Origin of the sequence: Chryseobacterium scophthalmum, from assembly GCF_900143185.1 — a bacterium.
Classification (GTDB): Bacteria; Bacteroidota; Bacteroidia; order Flavobacteriales; family Weeksellaceae; genus Chryseobacterium; species Chryseobacterium scophthalmum.
In genome coordinates, this window is sequence record NZ_FSRQ01000001.1 from 993,777 (window position 1) to 1,015,362 (window position 21,586).

Below are 21,586 nucleotides of genomic sequence, written 5' to 3' on the forward strand. Positions count from 1 at the left end.
ATATATCTTTTACAGAATTACGATGACTACCAAATATATAAAATTTTCCCTTGGCAAAAGCTATTTTTAATCAATATTAAAAAGAATTCATAAAAATATTTTTTATAAATTTAAAAGTTTTAAAACCGTTAAAAACACATAATGAAATTTACGCTCAATACGGCAGAAAAAGACAACAGACCTATTTTCATCACCGGAAATTTTAATAAATGGAATCCGAAAGATTACAATTTTCAACTTACAATTTTGGATGAAAACACCTACAGCATTGACATTGAAGACCAATTGCTCGGTGATGACATAGAATATAAATTCACAAAAGGCGGGTGGGAAAATGTAGAACTGGATCAATATGGAAACATTACGCCCAACAGAAAAGTCAAAAAAAAATCTGGAACAACCAATGATTTTGTAGAAAAATGGAGATTCAACTGGGGACCATTTAAAGATGAGTTCTTCCCTATTGTTGAGGTTATTTCTGAAGAATTTTACATTCCGCAGCTTGACCGTTACCGAAAAGTTTGGGCGCTTCTCCCCTACGATTATTATATTTCAGATAAAAAATATCCTGTTCTTTATCTTCAGGATGCTCAAAATTTATTCAATGAAGGCAGTGCATATGGAAACTGGGAAATCGACAAAAAGCTATCTATTCTTGCGGAATACGGTCGTGGAGATGTTATTGTAATCGCAGTAGAACACGGAAGCGAAGACCGAATTAAAGAATATATTTTTGATAATGATAACGTTGCCAACGGATCTGAAGGAAAAAAATACATCAGATTCGTTACAGACACTTTAAAACCTTTTATTGATGAACATTATCGCACAAAAAAAGACCGCGAAAACACAGGGATCGGCGGAAGTTCTTTAGGAGCGCTCATTAGTTTGTACAGTGGGTTTCTTTATCCTGAAGTTTATTCTAAACTGCTTATTTTTTCACCTTCGCTTTGGATAGAACCTAATAATAACTTTCCGATGATGAGTTTCAGAGTTCCTTTTAAGACTAAAATCTATCTTTATGGAGGCGAACAGGAAGGAGCTAAAATGGTAAAAAGAATTCAGGTTTTTGAAAATTATTTAAAACGGTGGGAAAAGAAAAATCTTTTTGATTTTGAATTTAAAACCAATATCAATCCCGACGGAGAACACAGCGAATTTTATTGGTCACAGGAATTTCCTAGAGCGATTGAATGGCTTTTCTATAACAATACAGAAAATCCTGTTGAAGTAACACCACAACAGGAAAATATTAAAAATAAAACGATTTAAAAATGCAATTATTCAACAAAAAAAATAAACAATACGCTCAGATTTTTCAATTATTCACAGAAGAATCCTGGACTTTAAACTCTAAAAAATTCAACAAAAATATTGCCCTTCTTTTTTCAGGAAAAAAACATGAAGTCTTTATTGAAACCAATGAAAAAACCATCACTTATTATATAGGTCTTGGAAAAGAAACTTTACAGAATTTTGAATTTCAGCAAATTGGAGTAAAATTCTCTCAGACTCAGAAAAAAAATATACAAACCGTACCTACGTTATTAATTTCTGAATTCATCAATCAAAAACAATTTGAAGAGTTCACAAAAGGATTACTATTGGGAACTTACACTTACCCATTTGATAAAACCCATCCTTTTTGGAATAAATCTTTCGAGCTTCATTTTGGGAATTTAAGCCAGAAAAAATTAGATACTATTTCTTCAAGAATAGATGCGATCTGTGAAGGACAAGTAGCTTGTCAGGATTGGCTTAATAAACCTGCCAATTTAAAAAAGCCTGAGATTTTCAATACTTATCTAAAGAATTTAGCCAAGAAAAATCAGCTGAAATACACTGTTTTTAATAGAAAAAAGTGTGAAGAATTAGGTCTTGGAGCTTTCCTTTCTGTTAATCAGGGAAGTGCTTATGATGCAGCTTTTACTATTTTGGAATATAAAACAACGGAGAAAAATGCCAAAACTTTTGGACTTGTAGGAAAATGCGTTTTATTTGACACTGGAGGAATTTCCTTAAAAGCCTCAGACAATATGCACTACATGAAATCTGACATGGGAGGCGCAACCGCAGTGATTGGAGCGCTAATTTACGCATCGCAAATGAAACTTCCCGTTAACATTACAGCAATTTTACCGATTACAGACAATGCAATTTCTGAAAATGCCTACTTACCAAGCGATGTCATCACGGCTTACAACGGAAAAACAATTGAAGTATTAAACACCGATGCAGAAGGCAGAATGACTCTTGCAGACGGCCTGTCTTACCTTTCAAAAAATTATAAAACCGATATTTTAATTGATCTTGCAACCCTTACAGGAAGTTCTGTAAGAATGTTTGGAGATACTTGTGGAGCGATGTTTTCTAACAATGAGGATTTGAAAAATCTTTTAATTAAAACCGGTGATAAGACTAATCAGAGATTATGGAATCTGCCATTATGGGATGTTTGGTTGGATGATTTTAAATCTGATGTTGCCGATTTTAAAAATATTTCAATGAAACCTCTCGGAGATTGTATTATTGCTGCAAAATTTCTGGAGCAATTCATCGGAAACCATCCCAACTGGGCACATCTCGACATTGCAGGAGTTGCATTTGGAAGTGTAGGATACGCAAAAGAAAAAGCAGCAACCGGCTTTGGAGTGCAATTACTGGCCGATTTAATCGAAAATTATCATTAAAAATTAGTTTTTTAAAATTTTTCTTCTTATACTTGATTAGTAATTTTCAAAAGCACACCGATTATCAATTTTTAATATTAAATAATCAATAATCATAAGCTTTTATTTTTTATAATTTAATAAAAATTAAAAATCATTATATGAAGGAGAAAACCATCGTATGTATTTCGTGCTATTATAAAGGTTACGATTTTATGGACGAGATGAAAAAACTCGGTAATAAAATCATCCTCGTAACATCGGAAAATTTAAAAGACAAAAACTGGCCATGGCACGCTGTCGATGAAGTTTTCTATATGCCGGAGATAAAGCCTTCGGTCTGGAATCTCGATCATCTTATTCAGGGATTTTCTCACTTGATGAAAACCAGGAAAGTAAATGCTGTAATCGCTTTGGATGATTATGATGTTGAAAAAGCTGCACTGATTCGTGAGACATTCCGTATTCCCGGGATGGGACAGACAACGCACCGTTATTTCAGAGATAAACTGGCCATGCGTCAAAAAGCAAAAGATTCTGGAATCAACGTTCCTGAATTTACCGCTGTGTTTAATGATCAGGAAGTAAAAGATTTCACCGAAAAAGTTTCTCCGCCTTGGGTTTTAAAACCACGTTCAGAAGCTTCAGCATCAGGAATTAAAAAATTAAAAACTCAGGAAGAACTTTGGAATGCTTTGGAAAAACTGGGTGAAGAAAGACATTTATTTCTTCTCGAAAGTTTTAAACCGGGCGATGTTTATCATGTAGACAGTTTAACATTCAATAAAGAAATTGTTTTTACTTCTGCTTCAAAATACCTAGCTCCACCGATGCAGGTTTCTCATGAAGGCGGGGTTTTCAGAACCAAAACTTTAGGAAGATATTCTGAAGAATTTAAAGCTTTGGAAGAAGCTAATGCTAAAGTTTTAAACAATTTTGGTTTATTGAATGGTGCTACTCACACAGAATTCATTCGTGGTAAAGAAGACAAAAAATGGTATTTCCTCGAAACTTCCTCAAGAGTTGGAGGCGCCCATATTCCAGATTTGGTAGAAGCTTCGAGCAACATTAATATCTGGCGTGAATGGGCGAAAATTGAAGATGCACTATTAAGAGGAAATCATTACGAAGTTTCAAAACCGACTGGATATTATTCGGGATTGATTGTTGCGCTGATTAAAGATTTAGCTCCCAATTATAAAGATTTTGAATGTGAAGAAGTCGTGAAATTTCTTCCAATCGACTATCATGTAGGAATTGTTTATAAATCGAAAGATTCTGATATTGTTCAGGACAGACTTGATTCTGCAGCTGAAAAGATTCATGCGGAGATGCTGAATGTACTTCCCCCGAAAGATAAACCGAGTTCTTAATTTTAATGAATAGAAAAATTGACATTCAAGAAATTATAGATTTTATAACATTTAATTTACCAAAAGAATCTAATTTAAAAACTAATTTAAACACCATCAAATTTGGAAAATGGGAAAGTAAAGCATATTACAAATTTGTTGATTCTACAGGTGCAAATAAACCTGGATCAAAATGGCAGTTTAAAGAAAATATTATTTTAGAACATCCAAAATATAAAACAATTGTTCTGGATATTCTTCAAGATGATCAACTGGGTGGAATTGAATTCATTAAGTTCATATAATATTAACACAAATAAAAGCTCAAACAATAAAATATGCCACATATAGAACATACAGATTATTATTCTAATATCTTAGGAACAAGCCTTAAAGTGGAAGTTACGGGACATTACGGTTATCCGATTATTATGTTTCCGACTTCACAGGGTTTATATACTCAAAATCATGATTTTCACCTGAACAGTAGCATCAATTATTTTATTGAACAGGGAAAAGTAAAATTATACAACGTTCAAACCATTGATGCATGGACTTTTTATGACGAAAAAATTTCGCCGCAACAAAGAATAAAAAATTACGAAAAATATGTCCAGTTTCTGATTCAGGAATTTGTTCCTTATATCCAAAAACTTCATCAGATCCATCGTGTTGCGATTGCAGGAGCGAGTTTCGGAGGTTATCATGCAGCTAATTTTGCATTCAGATTTCCTGATGTGATTTCGCATTTATTCTGTCTTTCGGGAGCATTCAGCATTCGAAATTTCATGGATGGATATGATGGTGAACTCGTTTATTTTAACTGTCCAAGAGAATTTGTAAAAAACGATGAAGCGTGGAAATATAAGCATATGCACATTGTTTTAAGCACTTCTGATGAAGATATATGCAAAGATAAAAATGTGGAAATGGCAGGGATTTTAGCCTCAAAAGGAATTGATTTCTGGTATGACGAAAAAAAATGGATCAATCACGACTGGCCACTTTGGAGAATGACTTTTCCAACGTACATCGGGGCATTTTTTTAAATTAAAACAACTCAAATATTAATATTAAATCATTAAAAAAACAAATTATGGCAAAAAAAGTAGGAATTTTATTCGGGATGGAAGATACATTTCCGTGGGCATTTATTGATAAAGTAAACGAACTTGGAGGTGGAGAAGTAATCGCTGAAGCTGTGAATATAGATAAACTGGAGCAAGGTGCAGATTATGGTTATGCCGTGATTATCGACAGAATTTCTCAGGATGTTCCTTTCTACAGAGCTTATCTTAAAAATGCAGCTTTAAACGGAACCTATGTAATCAATAATCCTTTTTGGTGGAGTGCTGATGAAAAATTCTTCAACAATGCTTTAATGACGAAACTTGGAATTCCTTTACCTAAAACCGTTTTACTTCCTTCACACGAAAGACCTACAGATACCTCAGAAACTTCATTCAGAAACCTAAAGTTTCCACATGATTGGGAATATATTTTTGATTACGTAGGATTTCCGGCTTATATGAAACCTCATGATGGTGGTGGCTGGAAAAGCGTATACAGAGTAGAAAACCCGCAGGATCTTTGGGATAAACTGAGCGAAACAGAACAATTAGTAATGATGGTGCAGGAAGAAATTGTTTTCCAGGATTATTACAGAGTATATTGTTTAGGACAAAAATACGTTCACATTATGCCGTATGAGCCAAGAAATGCACCTCACTTGAGATATGAAACTACTCATCAAACAGAAGGTGAAGATTTGAAAAAATTATTGAAAACAATTCATGATTATACCATTAAAATGAATCAGGCTTTAGGATATGATTTCAACACCGTAGAATTTGCGGTAAGAGACGGAATTCCTTATGCAATTGATTTCTGTAACCCAGCTCCGGATGCAGACAAAAACTCTGTAGGAGAAGAAAATTTTGCATGGATTGTAGAACATTCTGCAAAATTAGCCATTGAAAAAGCTAAAGAATATGTTCCCGGAAAACCTAATATTTCGTGGGGAACTTTTGTAAAAGACTCTGTAAAATAAAAACCTAAAAAAAACACTGAAAAAAAAATGCATCAATTTACAATAGGAATCGAAGAAGAATATCAGATTATCGATGTTGAAAGCCGCGATTTAATTTCTCATGTTTCAAAAATTATTGAAGGCGGAAAAGCTGTTTTAAGCGAAAATTTAAAACATGAAATGCACGAATCAATGATTGAAATGGAAACCGGAATTTGCCAGAATATTCAGGAAGCTCAGGCTGAACTCACCAATCTTAGAAGACATTTGATCAATACAGCTCATGAACAGGGACTTCGTGTTTCCGGCGGTGGAACTCATCCTTTTTCAAACTGGGAACACAACACGATTACAAATGGTGAACGTTACAACAAAATTGTAGACGATATGGGCGATGTTGCCCGTGGAAATCTTATTTTTGGATTACACGTTCATATTGGAATTCCTAACCGTGAAGAAGGCGTGAGAATACAGAATGTAATGCGTTATTTCCTTCCACATGTTTATGCACTTTCCGTAAACTCTCCTTTTTGGATTGGAAGAAGCACGGGCTTTAAATCTTACAGACAGGAAATTTTCGTCAAATTTCCAAGAACCGGAATTCCAAGTTACTTTAATTCGTTGGCAGAGTTTGACAGTTATGTTGATCTTTTGGTGAAAACCGGAACGATTGACAATGCTAAGAAAATCTGGTGGGATCTGCGTGTTCATCCATTTTATCCGACCATTGAGTTCAGAATTTGTGATATGCCTCTAAGAATTGAAGAAACGGTTTGTTTGGCTGCAATCATGCAGAGTTTAGTGGCTAAAATTTACAAGCTTCACCAGCAGAATTTAAGCTTCAGAAGCTACAGAAGATTATTGCTTAACGAAAATAAATGGCGTGCTTCCAGAGATGGAGTTCATTCTAAACTGATTGATTTTGGTAAAGAAGAATCGGTACCTTATCCTGATCTTTTAAAAGAACTTTTAGAGTTTATTGATGATGTTGTAGATGATTTAGGATGCAGAAAAGAAGTAGAATATGCCTGGAAAATTTTGGAAAACGGAACCGGTGCAGACCGACAATTAGCCGTCTATAAAGAAACAGGCGACTTAAAGAAAGTCGTTGATTATATGATATCTGAGACAGAGTACGGCATCACGCATAACCAAACTGCTTTATAATAATTTCATAACTTTGCAGAAATTATGTGGTTATGAAAGATGTAAGAATTGCTTTGCTGGATATGAACAACAATCAGGCGAATCAGGGATTTAAAAATATAAAAGAAATCTCTGAGAATTTCCAGAAGCAATCGGAAGAAAATATAAGTATTACAGGTTTTGATGTAAGACATAAAAATGAAATTCCAGACATTGAAGATTTTGATATATTCATTTCTTCAGGTGGACCGGGAAATCCTCACCGTGAAGGCTTTGAATGGGAGCAGAAATTTGCAGATTTTTTAGATTCAGTTTATGAATATAACAAACATAATGATACAAAAAAATATCTTTTTCTGATTTGTCATTCTTTCCAATTGGCAAGTATTCATTGGGATTTAGGAAATATCTGTAAAAGAAAATCTTATTCTTTTGGAGTGCAGCCAATTCATAAAACGGAAGAAGGTGAAGCTGAATTTTTATTCAAAAACCTACCCGATCCTTTTTATGCTGTAGATTCCAGAGCATATCAGTTTATTGAGCCTAATGTAGAGCGTTTTGAAGAATTAGATATGAAAATGGTGGCGATTGAAAAATCTCGTCCTCATATCGATTTGGAGCGGGCAATTATGGCAGTTCGTTTTTCTGATGAAATTTTCGGAACACAGTTTCATCCTGAAGCTAATCCTGACGGAATGATTGAAAATCTGAAAGACGAGAAAAATAAAGAAGCTATGATTGAAAATTACGGTATGGAAAAATATCTGGAAACCGTAGACAGAATTAATGACGAAGACAAAATCGTTCTTACACAATCTCAGATTCTACCTCGTTTTTTAAGCGATGCTAAGAAAAATATTTTGAAACAAAATACGGCAACAGCCTGATAAAAAATTCAAATAAAAACAATTAAAATCGAGCATTATTGCTCGATTTTTTAAATCACAAAAGAAAAAAATTATGATCCAAAAATACAGAAAACAGTTTAACGAAGAATTCACCAGCGAAAAATACGATCAGATAAAATCGATATTAGAAGAAAAAAGCGGCATACAACCTACCTTCAGATTGTCTGAAAGTCCTATTTTTTTAACTCATGAATTCAAAGAAAAATTAGTTTCGGCAAGTGAAAGTATTATTGATCAGATTAAAAACTTCCCCGAAGGAACTTTAGAAAACTCGATTCCTGAAAACTGTAAAGTTCCCAACGATACCAAACAACCTCATTTTTTCACCATAGATTTTGGGATTTGCAGAAGCGAAAACGGTAAAATAGAACCTCAACTGATAGAATTGCAAGCGTTTCCTTCGCTGTATGCATTTCAGAATGTTTATGAAGATACTTTTTGTGAGGTTTATCCATTCTTAAATCAATTAAAAAATAATATTTCGGATGAACATTATCAGAAACATTTATATGAATTGATTGTTGGTAAAGAAAATCCTGAAAACGTTGTTTTGCTTGAAATTTATCCTGAAAAACAGAAAACGGCTATTGATTTTGCTTTAACCGAAAAACTTTTAGGAATAAAAACTGTTTGTCTAACTAAAGTAAAAAAGCAGGGAAATCACTTATTTTATGAGCGCAATGGTGAACTGATCAGAATCAAAAGAATTTATAACCGCGTCATTTTTGATGAGCTTGATAAAATTCCTGATCTTAAAACTGAGTTTAATTTCCGTGAAGATGTAGATGTAGAATGGATTACTCATCCGAATTGGTTTTTTAAAATTTCTAAATATCTTCTGCCTTTGCTAAAACACGAGTTTGTTCCGAAAAGCTATTTTCTGCACGAGTTTCCTGAAAATGAAAGCCTTGAAAATTTTGTTTTAAAACCTTTGTTTTCTTTTGCAGGTAGCGGTGTAAATCTAAATCCCACAAAAGAGATTACTGATGCTATTTTAGATAAAAAAAATTATATCTTGCAGCGAAAAGTAAACTACGAACCAGTTTTTGAAGATATCAACGGAGATTTCTCAAGAGCCGAAATTCGTTTACTTTATATCTGGAAAGAAAATGAAGAAAGACCAATTTTACTTCAAAACCTTTCAAGAATGACAAAAGCTGCAATGGTAAATGTAGATTTTAACAAAAAAGATGCAATCTGGATTGGCAGTTCTCATGCGTTTTTTGGGGAAGAATAAAAATAATAAATACATATGGAAGAAAAATCAGTTTTTGATGAATTTGATCATCAATTAGACACAAAAAGAAGAAGAAATCTATTGCCTATCTGGATAAAAGTTTTCACTTGGCTTTTCTTTGCTTGCGGTTTTATTGGTGTTTTAATTCTGGCTTTCGGATTTTTCTTGGGCAAAATTAACTTATCTCTTTACGGGCTTGAAACTGATAAAGCATATAGTTTAATAGGATTTTTCCTCACAGCTTTATTTATTTTAAAAGGCATTGTCTCGTACGGATTGTGGTTTGAACAAGATTGGGGAATAAAAATCGCAAAAATAGACGCAATTATCGGGTTAGTAGTTTGTGGAATTTCAATGTTTGTTTTACCATTTTTTACTAAAAATTTTGAATTACGACTTGAAGTTGCTGTTTTAATTCCTTACTTGATTAAGCTCCAAAAAATAGAGAAAAACTGGTAGTAAAAAAAGATAAAATTTGGACAAGCAGTTTTAATGCTTTTTTGGGGAACAATAGTTTATGAAAATGAATAAATATGTATTAAAAATCATTTTGCCGATTATTTTAGTTTTTACTTTTAAGCTGAATGCTCAACAAAAAATTTATTCTAAACAGGAAATTGGAAAATTTAAAGAAAATGAACAATTTTACCTCAATAAAAAAGTAAAAGACCTTTTAAGAGACCTTAAAGTAAATTTTGAGATAGCTTACGTTGGCGGCGGCTGGTCTGAAGAAATGAGTTTCATTGTTTTAAGATTTAGTAATCGAAAAGATGAATATCAACTTCAGCAAAAAGGAATACAACCTGCAAGATTAACGCTTTTTATTAAAGAACAAGACGTTGAAACCAATAAGCTTTTTTATTCTGAAACAAAGAGGATCGGATTTTATAGAGACAGCCTAAAAAATAAATCTAATCAACAGATTTTAAAGGATTACAAAAACCTTACTATAGGCATGATTTACGCTAATTCTGAGCAGCCGGAAATAAAAAAAGGAGTAAATTAACTTTACTCCTTTTTTTATTTTAAAATTTATCGTCTTCAAGCAATTCCCTCGCCTGATAATCCTGTACAAGGTCAATCGCATTAGAAATTACATCACTTAGAGCTGTAATAAAAGTTCCTTCTTCTGCCATTCCCATTGCGTGTTTCAGCGCATCAATTTCTTTAGGAATCGTTTCGTAGCTAACATCTCTTCCCGAAGATTGCATTCCGTCAATAATCAAACCGTTGATTTCTTCTTCTGTTCTTCCTCGAAGATGTTTTTCGTTTCTGATGATAATATGATCAAACATTCTTCCGGCAATTTTTCCGCACAGTCTGATGTCTTCATCTCTTCTATCTCCCACACCGGAAATAATTCCGATTTTCTTGGTAGATTCTACATTTTTAAGATAATCTTCAATCGCTTCATAGCCTGCAGGATTGTGTGCAAAATCTATTAAAACTTTAAAGTTTTTAAATTTAAATACATTCAGTCTTCCCGGAGTCAACTGTGCACTTGGAATAAATGTACGAAGTGAATTTGAAATATCCTCAATTCCAAAACCATAAAGATAACAAGCCAAACTAGCCGCCAAAACATTATCTATCATGAATTTTGCCTTTCCTTCCATTGTAATCGGGAAATCTTTTACTTTTCCGATTCTTATTTTCCAATCCCCTTTTTTAATGGTTACATAGCCTTCTTCATAAACACAGGTTGTGCGCCCTTCTTTAGCGAATTTTTTGATGTATTCATTATTTTCATCCAAACTGAAAATAGCGACATTACTCGGTAAATCGTTGATGATTCTCATTGAATATTCATCTTCAGCATTCAAAACGCTCCATCCGCTTTTCTTTACACTGTCGAGTACTACCCTTTTTACTTTGGTTAAATCTTTCAGGTTGTGAATATCATTCATTCCTAAATGATCTTCTTTAATATTGGTTAAAACTCCGATATCACACTGTCCGAAACCTAAACCGGAACGAAGAATTCCACCTCTTGCCGTTTCCAAAACTGCAAATTCTACAGTTGGATCTTTTAGAATAAATTCGGCTGAAATAGGACCTGTTGTATCACCTTTCGTCAACATTGTATTCTGAATATAAATTCCGTCTGATGTGGTAAAGCCTACTCTATAACCGTTACTTTTTACGATATGTGAAATTAATCTCGTCGTGGTTGTTTTTCCATTAGTTCCTGTAACTGCAATAATAGGAATAGTAAAAGGTTTTCCTTGCGGATACAACATATCTACAACCGGAGCTGCAACGTTTCTCGGAAGACCTTCACTCGGAGCCAAGTGCATTCTGAAACCAGGAGCTGCATTCACTTCAATAATCGCTCCACCGCTTTCTTTCAAAGGCTGGGTAAGGTTTTCTGCCATAATATCAATTCCGCAGACATCTAAACCGATGATTTTTGAAATTCTTTCAGCCATTGTGATATTTTCTGGATGCACCATATCGGTAACATCAATCGAAGTACCACCTGTAGAAAGATTAGCTGTAGACTTTAAATAAACTATTTCTCCTTTTTGAGGAACAGTTTCTAAAGTATATTGAAGTTTTTCAAGTAATTCTAAAGTGTCTTTATCGACTGTGATTTCCGTCAGAACATTTTCATGACCATATCCTCTTCTTGGATCCTGATTTTCTTTTTCAATTAATTGCTCAAGATTAGATTCACCGTCACCAACAACATGAGCTGGAACTCTTCTCGCTGCAGCAACCATTTTATTATTGATTACCAAAACTCTGAAATCGTATCCCGTAATATATTTTTCAACAATTACTTTTTTTGAATATTTCTGAGCGTATTCTAAACCCGTCACAGAAGAAACCCAATCGTTAACATTGATTGAAGAACCTTTTCCGTGATTTCCATCTAAAGGTTTGATAACGATAGGATAACCAATTTTTTTGATGACGCTTTGTAGTTCTTCCTCATCCACAATTAAATCTCCCATCGGAACAGGAATTGCAGCATCATGAAGCATTCTTTTCGTCAGCTCTTTATTGCATGCAATATCTACAGCAATCGAGCTTGTGTTTCCGGTAATTGTCGCCTGAAATCTTTGTTGATTAACACCATAACCTAACTGAACCAGAGAATTGCTTCCCAATCTTATCCACGGAATTTTTCTTGAAACTGCTTCCTCAACAATACTTCCTGTAGAAGGTCCCAATCTTACACGCTCTCTGATTTCTTTTAACTTTTGAATACAAGCGTTAATATCGTATTCTTTATTTTCAATTAAAGCTAAAGCAATTTCTACCGCCTGTTCGGCTGCATAGATTCCTGCATTTTCTTCGATATAATCAAACACGACGTTGTAAACTCCGGGAGATTTTGTCTCGCGTGTTCTTCCAAATCCTGTTTCCATACCCGCTAAAGTCTGAATTTCTAAAGCGATATGCTCAATGACATGCCCCATCCAGGTACCGGTTTCTATTCTATGAAAAAAACCTCCTCTCGTTCCTTCTGAACAACGGTGACTAATGAGCGAAGGTATAAGATGTTCTATTCTTTCACGAAAACCTTCGATTTTATTTGTAGGAAAATCTTCCATTTCCTCCAGATCCAAACGCATCTGTATCAGCTTCTTTCTTCTTATACTCCAAATATTTGGACCACGCAAAGCCTGTATCTTCTTAATTTTCATACTTTAGTTATACCTTATTATATTAATAAAAACATCTTTCTAAATCAAAGATAATGTAAAACATGAAACAAAACCATAGCGTTATTAAAGATTTATTAAAAAAATACAATTTCTGTAATCAATTAGAAATCAAACTAAATACGTTAAAAATCGGTTTACATTTCATTAACAATTTATTATTTTTTAAATTTGCAAGCTATGAAACCTGTTGGAAAATTAATTATTATCGGTGGGGCTGTTAATAAAGGCAGTTTTTCTGAGACCGATTACGATCAGAATGTTGAAAAAAATCTTAACTTTTTTGAGAGAGGAATCTTAAGAAAAATCATTACTGAATCTAAGAATAAAGAAAACTCAATTATCGAAGTCATTACTACGGCTTCGCAAATTCCTCAAATAGTAGGTGCTGAATATAAAAAAGCTTTTGAATTTTTGGGAGCCAAAAATGTCAACATTCTTGATATTCACAACCGTGAAGAAGCCAATTCGGATGCTATTGTTGCAAGAGCAAATGCAGCTGATGTTGTAATGTTTACGGGTGGTGATCAGTTAAGACTGACTTCTATTTTGGGCGGTACAAGATTTCATGACACTATTTTGCTGAAATATATGGAGCAGGATTTTATCTACTCCGGAACTTCTGCAGGAGCTGCTGCTGCTTCTGAAAATATGATTTATCAAGGAAGCAGTTCTGAGGCTTTGTTGAAAGGTGAAATTAAAACAACTCAAGGTTTAGGTTTAATCGATAATGTAATTGTAGATACGCATTTCGTACAAAGAGGAAGAATTGGAAGACTTTTCCAAGCTGTGGTAAACAATCCTAGAACTTTAGGAATCGGTTTAGGTGAAGACACCGGACTTTTTATACATAATGATACCATGACCGCTGTAGGATCTGGTTTAGTAATTATTGTTGATGGAAGATTCATTAAAGACACTAATCTTACCAATATCAATTTAGGTGAGCCAATTTCAATAGATAATCTTACCGTTCACGTGATGTCGATGAACGATCATTATGATTTGACGACAAGAAAACTGACGATAGAAAACTCACAGTTTAATCCGATACCTCAAACGTAAAATAATCATTGATAATCGATAAATAATAAATGATTTTGATTTGTAATTTCAAATCAAATTATTTAAAATCGAAGGTTTAATATCAATTATCATCTATCAATCATCAACTATAATTTTTATGAAAATCATTATCCACGGAGGTTTTTTTTCTGAAAGTGACCAGAGCCACGAAGTGAAAGTAGCCAAACAAAATTCTTTAAAAAACATCGCTGAAAAGGCATATCAATATTTAGAAATCCATTCTGCAGTTGATACTGTTGCTTACGCGGTTTCTCTTTTGGAAGATGATGAATTGTTTAATGCAGGAATCGGATCTCAAATTCAAAGCGACGGCGTTATCAGAATGAGTGCAGCACTAATGGATGGTGAAACTCAGAAAATGAGCGGTGTTATCAATATTCAGGATGTGAAAAATCCGATTTTTGTAGCAAAAGAATTAATGAAAGAAGATGACCGGGTTTTAGGTGGAAACGGAGCTAAAATTTATGCTAACAATAACGGATTTGAAAATTTCTCAACAGAAATTCCTCAAAGAAGAAAAGAATACGAAGCAAAGCTAAAAAATGGAGGAAAAGGAACTGTTGGTTGTGTTGCGATCGATAAAAACGGAAAATTAGCTGTTGCTACTTCTACCGGAGGTAAAGGTTTTGAGATTCCGGGAAGAATTTCAGATTCTGCAACGGTAGCTGGAAATTACGCCAATGAATTTTGCGCAGTAAGCTGCACCGGAGTGGGTGAAGATATTGTAAGCAATGCTACTTCTGCCAAAATTGTAACCAGAGTGACAGATGGAATGAGTTTAAAAGATGCTTTTGACAAAACTTTTACTGAGCTAAAAACAATCGATGGCTTTGCAGGAGCTATTGCGATTGATAAAAACGGAAACATTTACCATCAAGAATCTTACCCTACAATGGTTTTTGCAAGTTTTGATGGAAATCAATTTGAAATCTTTAAATAATTTTAACATATTTTTATTATTCCCATAAATTTTTTGGCACACATTTTACATAGTTATTAATAACAAAATTTTAATATTATAACTTTTAAAAATCAGAAATCATGGGAAATAAGACAAACGGATTATTAGCTTTATTAGGAATAGGTGCTTTAGCATATTGGAAATACAAAAAATCTACTCCGGAACAGCAACAAGCTGTGAAAGACAAAATCAATTCTGCTAAGGATAATTTGAACAAATGGGGAAATGATTTGAAAGATAAAGCAAATGAAGTGGCTTCCCAGGCTCAAAGTAAATTTGACGAAGCAAAAACAAAAGTAGAAGATTCTGCATCTAAATTATAAGATTAGAATCGATAAACTTAGATATTCATTTTAACATTCATATACAAAAAAGTCATCATTACGATGACTTTTTTTGTGCTGAAAGGGCATAAACCATAGGTATTTTATTTCCAAATTTTTCTGTGCGCCATTTTCCTTTTTCAAATTCTTCAATGTGCTTAAAACACGGGTAAGGTGACCAATCAAATTCCTGAAACTGCTCTATTACTAAGTTTTTATTCATCAGATTCTGCATTACTTCGGATAAAGAATGATTCCACATTACATAATCCTGAACGATTTCGGCAGAAAAGTCTGCATAGGTTCCTTCATAAGTTTCTGCAATGGGCTTTTCATTAAAATAATTATACGCAATATCTTTAAAATCATCATCAAACATCCAAACTACAGGATGAAATTCCGCCATGATAAACTGCCCGTTTGGTTTTAAAAAATGATCAATTACACGCGCCCATTTTTCAAGATCGGGAAGCCAGCCAATTGTGCCATAACTTGTAAAAACTATATCAAATTTTTCGTCTAAAATAGTAGGTAAATCATACACATCAGAACAAATAAATTCTGTATCTGTATTGCATTGTTTTGCTAAATCTTTTCCCGCTTCAATCGCTTTATCTGAAAGATCAATTCCGGTAACCTTTGCTCCCATTCTCGAAAGCGAAATAGAATCTTGCCCAAAATGACATTGCAAGTGCAGAATTGTTTTACCTTTTATATCTCCTAAAAGCCCAAGCTCTATAGAATTTAATGAAGTTCTTCCTTTCAAAAATTCATCAACAAAATAGAAATCCGATTTCAGATGTGGTTCTACTTTGGCATTCCAGGATTTCCTGTTGATGTCTAAATAATTTTCCATTGTTTTTTTCTGTAAATATAATTTTTTCCTGAAATATTCGCGCTTTATGGTTTCCCGTAAAAAAATATAAGAATGCCACTGTAGTTTTGGGAAAAATTAGAATACTAAATTTCTTGTTTTAGAAAAAGAAAAAAACAATATTATAAAATACCAACCATGAGTAAAAATTCTTTAGGAGCATCAGATCTATTTTTAGGAGTGCTCGCAATATTATTAATCAGCGTGAGCTTTTATCAAACCTGGGTCGGGCTTGAACAGATCTTCGGCAATGCATCATTTGTAATAGCACTTGTGCTTTCTTTGCTATTATTATTCCTTTGCTGGATGCTTCGTGCTGCAAAACTTGAAGGTAAATCTACTGGAAGCTTGGTAGGAATTTACATATTTATTGCATCATTTTGCTTTATTGCTAATTTCAACGCATTATACACAAGATTTATGCGTACCGATATCTACACCAACGAATTAAAAACGATTAATGAAGATTTTAATACGCTGGAAAATAATATTGAAGCAAAATTAAATTATAAATACCCGAAAGAAACCACAAGAAATATCGAGATTAAGAAAAAACAATTAATGGCTCAAATTATTGATCCTGCAAATCAGGGAATCGGCTCAAGAGCGCAGTCATTAATCAGAGATATTGAAAAAATGACAGGGCAAAAAGTAGATCTTTTAACTCCGATTGGAAATGATTATGAAGATTTGGCTCAAAGAATGGGAAGTCAAATCGATAATATGGTAATGGATTTGTCGCCAGACGAAAGAAATTTAAAATCTGACATTAATAACTCTGTTCTGAAATGGAATAAAAGAATACAGGAGTTTTTGTTGTTGCCTAAAAAAGATAAAGATATTTTGGCACAAGCCCTTATAGACAATGCCTTAACAGATTATAACAAGCTTGGAAACCGAGGCAGCAATGTTTTGGGAGAAGAAAAATTTAAATTCGAGCCTTTACTTTCTAAAACGCAAGACGTTGGAAAAATCGGTTATGCTTTTGAACATGCAGTTAAAAACTTCGGAATGTACCAGTTTGTTGTTTTGGCGGGATGTATTTTGTTAGATTTTGTGATTGTAATTATTATTTTATTGGTGACAAGTCCGGATAACAGAACCAATAACAGCGTTTTAGGAAACAGAAAAAAAGGCAGAACATTAATCCCAAATAAATAATTACCATTATGAATAATGACAAACCTTTTTCCTTCGATAACTATGATTATGATAACGATTTTAAAAAATTCGATGATTTTACAGAGCCTCAAAACGAGATTGTAACGAATGAAAATATTTACACCCATCCTGAAATAGAAGATGATGGTTTTGTTCCCACTTCAAACGGCAGTACAACCACTGTGAAAAATAAAGACAGTAATTTCGTCTTCTTCTACGGAACTTCAGCTTCAGGAAAATCTGTTATTTTATCGGCAATTTTGTATTATTTAAATTCTTATGCCGGAGTTTTAAGACCAAAATTGGGAAGTCCAAATTCCAGGGAAGCTCAAATTTTGTTGGCTGATTTTTTTGAAAATATAAAAAAGGGCATTCTTCCCAACAGAAGTACGAGAGATCAGGTGACAAGATTAGATTTTGTATTTGACCCGAATAATCAATCGAAAAAAGTTCCTTCCATTAATATTTCATTTTTAGAAACGGCTGGGGAAAATCATAACGAAATTTCAAGAGGCGGAAGATATCATGCAGATATTGAAGCGTACTTAAATTCAGACATTCCGCTGAACTTTCTGATTGTAACAAGCTATGACAAAGCGCACAATGAAGATTCTAAAATTGTAGAATTTTTAGATTATCTGGAAAAAAAAGGAAAGAATCTGAAAAATGTAAATGTGCTTCTTGTGATTTCCAAATGGGATAAATCTGGAAATACAGGCGTAGATAACGAACAACATCTTGAAAATTTCATCAGCGAAAGATTGAGTATGACCAATAACCGAATTGACACTTATAACCTCAGCAAAACCTATTTTACAATAGGAAATGTACAGAATCAGGCCGGAATTGAAAAAATAACGCTATTGAATCTGGAATCGGCAGAAGTCATTGCAAAGTGGCTCTATCACAATATTGTTGGCTACAATTTGGATTACGAAGGGACTTTCTGGGAAAAAATAAAATTTAGCTTTTCAAAATAAATGAAAAATATAAATGTCTTTGGTTATGCAACATTTGGGACACCGAATGGTTTTACACAATCCTGTATTTATGGAAATAAAATTTTAGAAAAAGCTCTAAAAACTTTCGATTTAAAAACAGATGCCATACAATTATTATCTCCCAATGACCGTATTTATTCGATTAGAAAAGAAGGTATTGCCGATAAGTTTTTGATCTCTTATTCTGTTTATACCTATGCAAAAGAAAAAAATTCTAATAGAACAGGTACTTTTATTGGGACAAGTTTGATTTTTTCTGACGAAATTGCTGATGAAAATTTGATATTAAACTCATTGCACCAGATTCATCAAAAATTAAAGAACAATAATGTAAGCAATAATGTTTTAAATATCAATCATTCAAAAGAATTTAATCTCACGAATGTTTTTGATCAGGATTTTGAAAAAATTAAATACAACAGCAGAAAAATAGGTTTTATAGACTGGCAAAGTTCAGATAAAAACTTGGTTATTTTCACCAATAAATTAGACAATAATTCAATTCAGAATCTGTTTAAAAAAGCGTTGGAAATTTTACCAAAATATGATACTCTGTTTTTTATTGATAGTAAAGAAATCGCTGAGTTTGTATCTCAAAAAAGACTTTTCAGATTAATTGACGTCAATATTTTAGAAGAAGAAATTCAAAACTTTCAAACTGAAATAAAACAACAGGTTCTCAATACGATTTCTACACTCGAAAATCAAAAGGAAAAACTAGAGATTGAAAGGAAAAAAATTGTGGACGATTTAAAAAAACAAATTGAATCGAATGAGAAAAAACAGAGTGAAAATGCAAAAAAAATTGACGAATCAAAAAACAATGTAAACAAAATCAGTAATCTTTATTTTAATTTTTTGAAAAAATATGATGAATTTATTCAACAACTAAAATCTGATAAAAAGCCTGATGAAGTGCTTCGCCTTTATAACGATTGTAAGAAAAATTTTGAGGAAGAAAAAAGAAAATTAGATTACCCTACCCAAATTTCATCTTTAACCAATAATCAAAATACGAGTTCTTTTCCGTTACAAAGACCGTCTTTTGCAGAATTTTCTAATCATACTGAAGAAAAACAAAGTAAAAATGCAGTCTTTCTCATTATTTCTTTTGTTTTGAATATTTTATTGATAGGTGCATTGATATTTTTCACAATGTTTTATGAGAAAGAAAAAAAACAGGAAGTAATTCCAGACGTTTCACCCGTATCTCAAGAAACAGTTACAAATGAAGTTTCAGAAAAAGACAGCTTATGGAAAAGCAAGCTTAATCCTTTGCCTAATAAAATGGCTTTGAATGAAGAAAACAAAAACCTTGATTTGAATAAACTTACGGACAGCACAACACATGTTGAAGAGATTGTAAATTTAATCTTTGAAAAAAATAAGATAATCAAGGACGTTTATCAATTTCAAAAGAACGATTATGCAGATGATTTAATTAAAGAAAATATTGATGCATTCGATTCAAAAAAAGTTTTAATAAGGAAAGATTTATTACTAAAAATACCATTCTACTTAAAACCTTCTGATAAAAATGTACCCTAAATAAATACTTATCAAAGCCCAGATCATTGAAAATAAAATTTTCATTACTGATAATTTTACTCTCAGGTTGTCAAAATACTGAGAGTAAGTGTTTTAAAAATGCGTAAAATAAATTAATTGAATACATCCCATTTGAATAGATTTTTTTATCATTTCTTTTGATACTTTTGCAGCAAAAAAGATATTTAAGCTTTTCTGTCGTGTACTAAGAATAATGTAGAGGCAATCGTAATCGATCATACTTTTTAAAAAATCTCATCTGTAGATTTTGGTATTATTGAAAGCGAATAACAATGATAATGTAATTATATTTAAATGATTTATAAAACTTTTCTTCTCTTTCTCTTTCCAATTATTATATTTTCGCAAAATAAATCTTACAAAGTAATCGGGGTAAAAGACGGTGATACTGTAGAAATATTAATGGATGGAAAACCGCAAGTCGTGAGGCTTTCCCACATTGATTGTCCGGAAAAAAAACAGCCGTTCGGAAACAATGCAAAACAGTTTGCATCTGATTTATGCTTTGGAAAAAAAGTTAAACTTTCTACTGGCTGGAAAAAAGATCGCAATAAAAGATTGCTTGCCGAGATCATATTATCGAACGGGAAAAATCTTAATAAAGAACTAGTGAAAAATGGTTTTGCTTGGCATTACAAAAAATATTCTAAAGACAACAGTTATGATGATCTGGAAAAGCAGGCAAGAAAACTGAAATTAGGATTATGGAATGACAAAATTCCTACAGCGCCTTGGGAATGGAGAAAATCACGAAAAAAATCCTCCCAACATTCCATATCTTCTACTTTTAAAGTTAAATAACAGAAAAAAATTCCGGCTCTTCGAGCCGGAATTTTATATTTTATCTACAAGAATTATACTTTATTTTTCTAAAAACTATAATCTCAATATTTCTTTTAAGAATAATCTAGAAACTGATCAATATATCTCTTTAACTGCAAGTCTCCAAAACCATAAATCGGATATTTTTGATTAAAGATTTTGAAAACTTCTTCAAAAGTTTCTGCATTCTTTTGAATATCTTTTATTTGATTTTCCAAAGTTCTGTTAAACCTATTTTCATTAGCAGTAATCAGTTCTTCAAGGTTTCTTACAATTTCAGATGAGCTCCCTTTCGATAAATTATTCTGTTGGAAATCTGCCCAAAGATTTGAAATTAATTTTCTTTCGGTATCATTAATTTCTTTTGCCGAATCAAATAGTTCCAGTAAATCGTTTTCATCACTTTCCGCAAATCCTTTTTCTTTATTTTTCGGGAAAACTCTAAAAATCTTTTTCTTATTTAAATTCAAACTCGAAATTAAAAACCAAAAATTCACCTGACAAAACAAATCGTCTTCAAACCAGAAAAACACATCAGAATCCTCTGGAATATTTTGTATTTTCTGAAATTCTTTTACGACCAATTCATCATAGTCGCTTTCTGAATCGTAATTTTCTGTGATAAATTTTTTACGATTTTCAAAGAAATTATTGTCCGAAACAGGTCCATCAATTAAAGCTTCTCTCCAGATAATAATTTCACCTTCCAAATTTTTTGGAAATTTTTCGGCTAAACAATCGCCATTCAGAATGTGAAAAGTATTCATCTGCAGAGAA

At 32.8% G+C, this 21,586-nt stretch carries 21 protein-coding genes; 18 read left to right on the forward strand and 3 right to left on the reverse strand.

What is annotated here, in order from left to right:
- The first annotated feature begins 141 nt into the window (after nt 1-141).
- The 11 genes from BUR17_RS04565 to BUR17_RS04615 all read left to right on the forward strand — a co-directional run bounded on the left by BUR17_RS04565 (nt 142) and on the right by BUR17_RS04615 (nt 10,347).
- On the forward strand, nt 142-1,272 hold the full coding sequence (locus BUR17_RS04565) for an alpha/beta hydrolase (protein WP_074229161.1): 1,131 nt from the start codon (nt 142-144) through the stop codon (nt 1,270-1,272).
- 2 nt (nt 1,273-1,274) lie between these two features.
- Nucleotides 1,275-2,690: a leucyl aminopeptidase family protein gene (locus tag BUR17_RS04570; RefSeq protein ID WP_074229162.1), complete on the forward strand. Its 1,416-nt coding sequence runs from the start codon at nt 1,275-1,277 to the stop codon at nt 2,688-2,690.
- A 140-nt stretch (nt 2,691-2,830) separates the two neighbouring features.
- Nucleotides 2,831-4,042 carry an ATP-grasp domain-containing protein gene (locus BUR17_RS04575; RefSeq protein WP_074229163.1) on the forward strand — a complete coding sequence of 404 codons (1,212 nt, stop codon included), beginning with the start codon at nt 2,831-2,833 and terminating at the stop codon, nt 4,040-4,042.
- A 5-nt stretch (nt 4,043-4,047) separates the two neighbouring features.
- A complete protein-coding gene (locus tag BUR17_RS04580) occupies nt 4,048-4,326 on the forward strand; it encodes a hypothetical protein (protein WP_074229164.1) in 279 nt (92 codons plus the stop codon).
- Nucleotides 4,327-4,359: 33 nt separating this feature from the next.
- Nucleotides 4,360-5,070 carry an alpha/beta hydrolase-fold protein gene (locus BUR17_RS04585; RefSeq protein ID WP_074229165.1) on the forward strand — a complete coding sequence of 237 codons (711 nt, stop codon included), beginning with the start codon at nt 4,360-4,362 and terminating at the stop codon, nt 5,068-5,070.
- Nucleotides 5,071-5,117: 47 nt separating this feature from the next.
- Nucleotides 5,118-6,071 carry an ATP-grasp domain-containing protein gene (locus BUR17_RS04590; RefSeq protein ID WP_074229166.1) on the forward strand — a complete coding sequence of 318 codons (954 nt, stop codon included), beginning with the start codon at nt 5,118-5,120 and terminating at the stop codon, nt 6,069-6,071.
- A 27-nt stretch (nt 6,072-6,098) separates the two neighbouring features.
- Nucleotides 6,099-7,217: a carboxylate-amine ligase gene (locus BUR17_RS04595; RefSeq protein WP_074229167.1), complete on the forward strand. Its 1,119-nt coding sequence runs from the start codon at nt 6,099-6,101 to the stop codon at nt 7,215-7,217.
- 32 nt (nt 7,218-7,249) lie between these two features.
- Nucleotides 7,250-8,083 carry a type 1 glutamine amidotransferase gene (locus BUR17_RS04600; protein ID WP_074229168.1) on the forward strand — a complete coding sequence of 278 codons (834 nt, stop codon included), beginning with the start codon at nt 7,250-7,252 and terminating at the stop codon, nt 8,081-8,083.
- Between the two features lie 73 nt (nt 8,084-8,156).
- Nucleotides 8,157-9,341 carry a hypothetical protein gene (locus tag BUR17_RS04605; RefSeq protein WP_074229169.1) on the forward strand — a complete coding sequence of 395 codons (1,185 nt, stop codon included), beginning with the start codon at nt 8,157-8,159 and terminating at the stop codon, nt 9,339-9,341.
- 15 nt (nt 9,342-9,356) lie between these two features.
- On the forward strand, nt 9,357-9,800 hold the full coding sequence (locus BUR17_RS04610) for a hypothetical protein (protein ID WP_074229170.1): 444 nt from the start codon (nt 9,357-9,359) through the stop codon (nt 9,798-9,800).
- A 64-nt stretch (nt 9,801-9,864) separates the two neighbouring features.
- The gene (locus BUR17_RS04615; RefSeq protein WP_143747521.1) at nt 9,865-10,347 is read left to right on the forward strand and encodes a hypothetical protein; all 483 of its coding nucleotides are present in this window, start codon (nt 9,865-9,867) and stop codon (nt 10,345-10,347) included.
- A gap of 19 nt (nt 10,348-10,366) precedes the next feature.
- On the opposite strand, the gene cphA is transcribed toward BUR17_RS04615, so the two are convergent.
- A complete protein-coding gene (gene cphA / locus BUR17_RS04620) occupies nt 10,367-12,994 on the reverse strand; it encodes a cyanophycin synthetase (protein ID WP_074229172.1) in 2,628 nt (875 codons plus the stop codon).
- 198 nt (nt 12,995-13,192) lie between these two features.
- On the opposite strand from cphA, the gene BUR17_RS04625 reads away from it, so the two are divergent.
- The 3 genes from BUR17_RS04625 (at nt 13,193) to BUR17_RS04635 (ending at nt 15,382) form a co-directional block, all read left to right on the forward strand.
- Nucleotides 13,193-14,077 (forward strand): cyanophycinase, encoded by an 885-nt coding sequence (locus tag BUR17_RS04625; RefSeq protein WP_074229173.1) that lies wholly within the window; start codon nt 13,193-13,195, stop codon nt 14,075-14,077.
- A 118-nt stretch (nt 14,078-14,195) separates the two neighbouring features.
- Nucleotides 14,196-15,038: an isoaspartyl peptidase/L-asparaginase gene (locus BUR17_RS04630; protein WP_074229174.1), complete on the forward strand. Its 843-nt coding sequence runs from the start codon at nt 14,196-14,198 to the stop codon at nt 15,036-15,038.
- A gap of 101 nt (nt 15,039-15,139) precedes the next feature.
- Nucleotides 15,140-15,382, forward strand: a complete 243-nt coding sequence (locus tag BUR17_RS04635) for a YtxH domain-containing protein (protein WP_074229175.1) — start codon at nt 15,140-15,142, stop codon at nt 15,380-15,382.
- A gap of 58 nt (nt 15,383-15,440) precedes the next feature.
- On the opposite strand, the gene BUR17_RS04640 is transcribed toward BUR17_RS04635, so the two are convergent.
- Nucleotides 15,441-16,238, reverse strand: coding sequence for a class I SAM-dependent methyltransferase (locus BUR17_RS04640; RefSeq protein WP_074229176.1), 798 nt, complete (start codon nt 16,236-16,238; stop codon nt 15,441-15,443).
- Nucleotides 16,239-16,394: 156 nt separating this feature from the next.
- Here BUR17_RS04640 and BUR17_RS04645 point away from each other — a divergent pair, with 156 nt between their 5' ends.
- The 4 genes from BUR17_RS04645 to BUR17_RS04660 all read left to right on the forward strand — a co-directional run bounded on the left by BUR17_RS04645 (nt 16,395) and on the right by BUR17_RS04660 (nt 20,788).
- Complete coding sequence (locus tag BUR17_RS04645) at nt 16,395-17,417, forward strand: hypothetical protein (protein ID WP_074229177.1); 1,023 nt, start codon at nt 16,395-16,397, stop codon at nt 17,415-17,417.
- An 8-nt stretch (nt 17,418-17,425) separates the two neighbouring features.
- Entirely contained in the window at nt 17,426-18,397 is a 972-nt protein-coding gene (locus BUR17_RS04650) for a hypothetical protein (protein WP_143747522.1), read from the forward strand.
- Nucleotides 18,398-19,966, forward strand: coding sequence for a hypothetical protein (locus tag BUR17_RS04655; protein WP_074229178.1), 1,569 nt, complete (start codon nt 18,398-18,400; stop codon nt 19,964-19,966).
- 315 nt (nt 19,967-20,281) lie between these two features.
- Nucleotides 20,282-20,788 carry a thermonuclease family protein gene (locus BUR17_RS04660; RefSeq protein WP_074229179.1) on the forward strand — a complete coding sequence of 169 codons (507 nt, stop codon included), beginning with the start codon at nt 20,282-20,284 and terminating at the stop codon, nt 20,786-20,788.
- A gap of 95 nt (nt 20,789-20,883) precedes the next feature.
- Here BUR17_RS04660 and BUR17_RS04665 read toward each other — a convergent pair whose 3' ends face one another.
- Nucleotides 20,884-21,576 carry a DUF1835 domain-containing protein gene (locus BUR17_RS04665; protein ID WP_074229180.1) on the reverse strand — a complete coding sequence of 231 codons (693 nt, stop codon included), beginning with the start codon at nt 21,574-21,576 and terminating at the stop codon, nt 20,884-20,886.
- Between the last annotated feature and the right edge of the window lie 10 nt (nt 21,577-21,586).

Excerpts from the sequence above, each read along its gene's own strand:
- BUR17_RS04565 (WP_074229161.1), top strand. The coding sequence starts at position 142 with ATGAAATTTACGCTCAATACGGCAGAAAAAGACAACAGACCTATTTTC.
- BUR17_RS04570 (WP_074229162.1), top strand. The coding sequence starts at position 1,275 with ATGCAATTATTCAACAAAAAAAATAAACAATACGCTCAGATTTTTCAA.
- BUR17_RS04575 (WP_074229163.1), top strand. The coding sequence starts at position 2,831 with ATGAAGGAGAAAACCATCGTATGTATTTCGTGCTATTATAAAGGTTAC.
- BUR17_RS04580 (WP_074229164.1), top strand. The coding sequence starts at position 4,048 with ATGAATAGAAAAATTGACATTCAAGAAATTATAGATTTTATAACATTT.
- BUR17_RS04585 (WP_074229165.1), top strand. The coding sequence starts at position 4,360 with ATGCCACATATAGAACATACAGATTATTATTCTAATATCTTAGGAACA.
- BUR17_RS04590 (WP_074229166.1), top strand. The coding sequence starts at position 5,118 with ATGGCAAAAAAAGTAGGAATTTTATTCGGGATGGAAGATACATTTCCG.
- BUR17_RS04595 (WP_074229167.1), top strand. The coding sequence starts at position 6,099 with ATGCATCAATTTACAATAGGAATCGAAGAAGAATATCAGATTATCGAT.
- BUR17_RS04600 (WP_074229168.1), top strand. The coding sequence starts at position 7,250 with ATGAAAGATGTAAGAATTGCTTTGCTGGATATGAACAACAATCAGGCG.
- BUR17_RS04605 (WP_074229169.1), top strand. The coding sequence starts at position 8,157 with ATGATCCAAAAATACAGAAAACAGTTTAACGAAGAATTCACCAGCGAA.
- BUR17_RS04610 (WP_074229170.1), top strand. The coding sequence starts at position 9,357 with ATGGAAGAAAAATCAGTTTTTGATGAATTTGATCATCAATTAGACACA.
- BUR17_RS04615 (WP_143747521.1), top strand. The coding sequence starts at position 9,865 with ATGAATAAATATGTATTAAAAATCATTTTGCCGATTATTTTAGTTTTT.
- cphA (WP_074229172.1), bottom strand. The coding sequence starts at position 12,994 with ATGAAAATTAAGAAGATACAGGCTTTGCGTGGTCCAAATATTTGGAGT.
- BUR17_RS04625 (WP_074229173.1), top strand. The coding sequence starts at position 13,193 with ATGAAACCTGTTGGAAAATTAATTATTATCGGTGGGGCTGTTAATAAA.
- BUR17_RS04630 (WP_074229174.1), top strand. The coding sequence starts at position 14,196 with ATGAAAATCATTATCCACGGAGGTTTTTTTTCTGAAAGTGACCAGAGC.
- BUR17_RS04635 (WP_074229175.1), top strand. The coding sequence starts at position 15,140 with ATGGGAAATAAGACAAACGGATTATTAGCTTTATTAGGAATAGGTGCT.
- BUR17_RS04640 (WP_074229176.1), bottom strand. The coding sequence starts at position 16,238 with ATGGAAAATTATTTAGACATCAACAGGAAATCCTGGAATGCCAAAGTA.
- BUR17_RS04645 (WP_074229177.1), top strand. The coding sequence starts at position 16,395 with ATGAGTAAAAATTCTTTAGGAGCATCAGATCTATTTTTAGGAGTGCTC.
- BUR17_RS04650 (WP_143747522.1), top strand. The coding sequence starts at position 17,426 with ATGAATAATGACAAACCTTTTTCCTTCGATAACTATGATTATGATAAC.
- BUR17_RS04655 (WP_074229178.1), top strand. The coding sequence starts at position 18,398 with ATGAAAAATATAAATGTCTTTGGTTATGCAACATTTGGGACACCGAAT.
- BUR17_RS04660 (WP_074229179.1), top strand. The coding sequence starts at position 20,282 with ATGATTTATAAAACTTTTCTTCTCTTTCTCTTTCCAATTATTATATTT.
- BUR17_RS04665 (WP_074229180.1), bottom strand. The coding sequence starts at position 21,576 with ATGAATACTTTTCACATTCTGAATGGCGATTGTTTAGCCGAAAAATTT.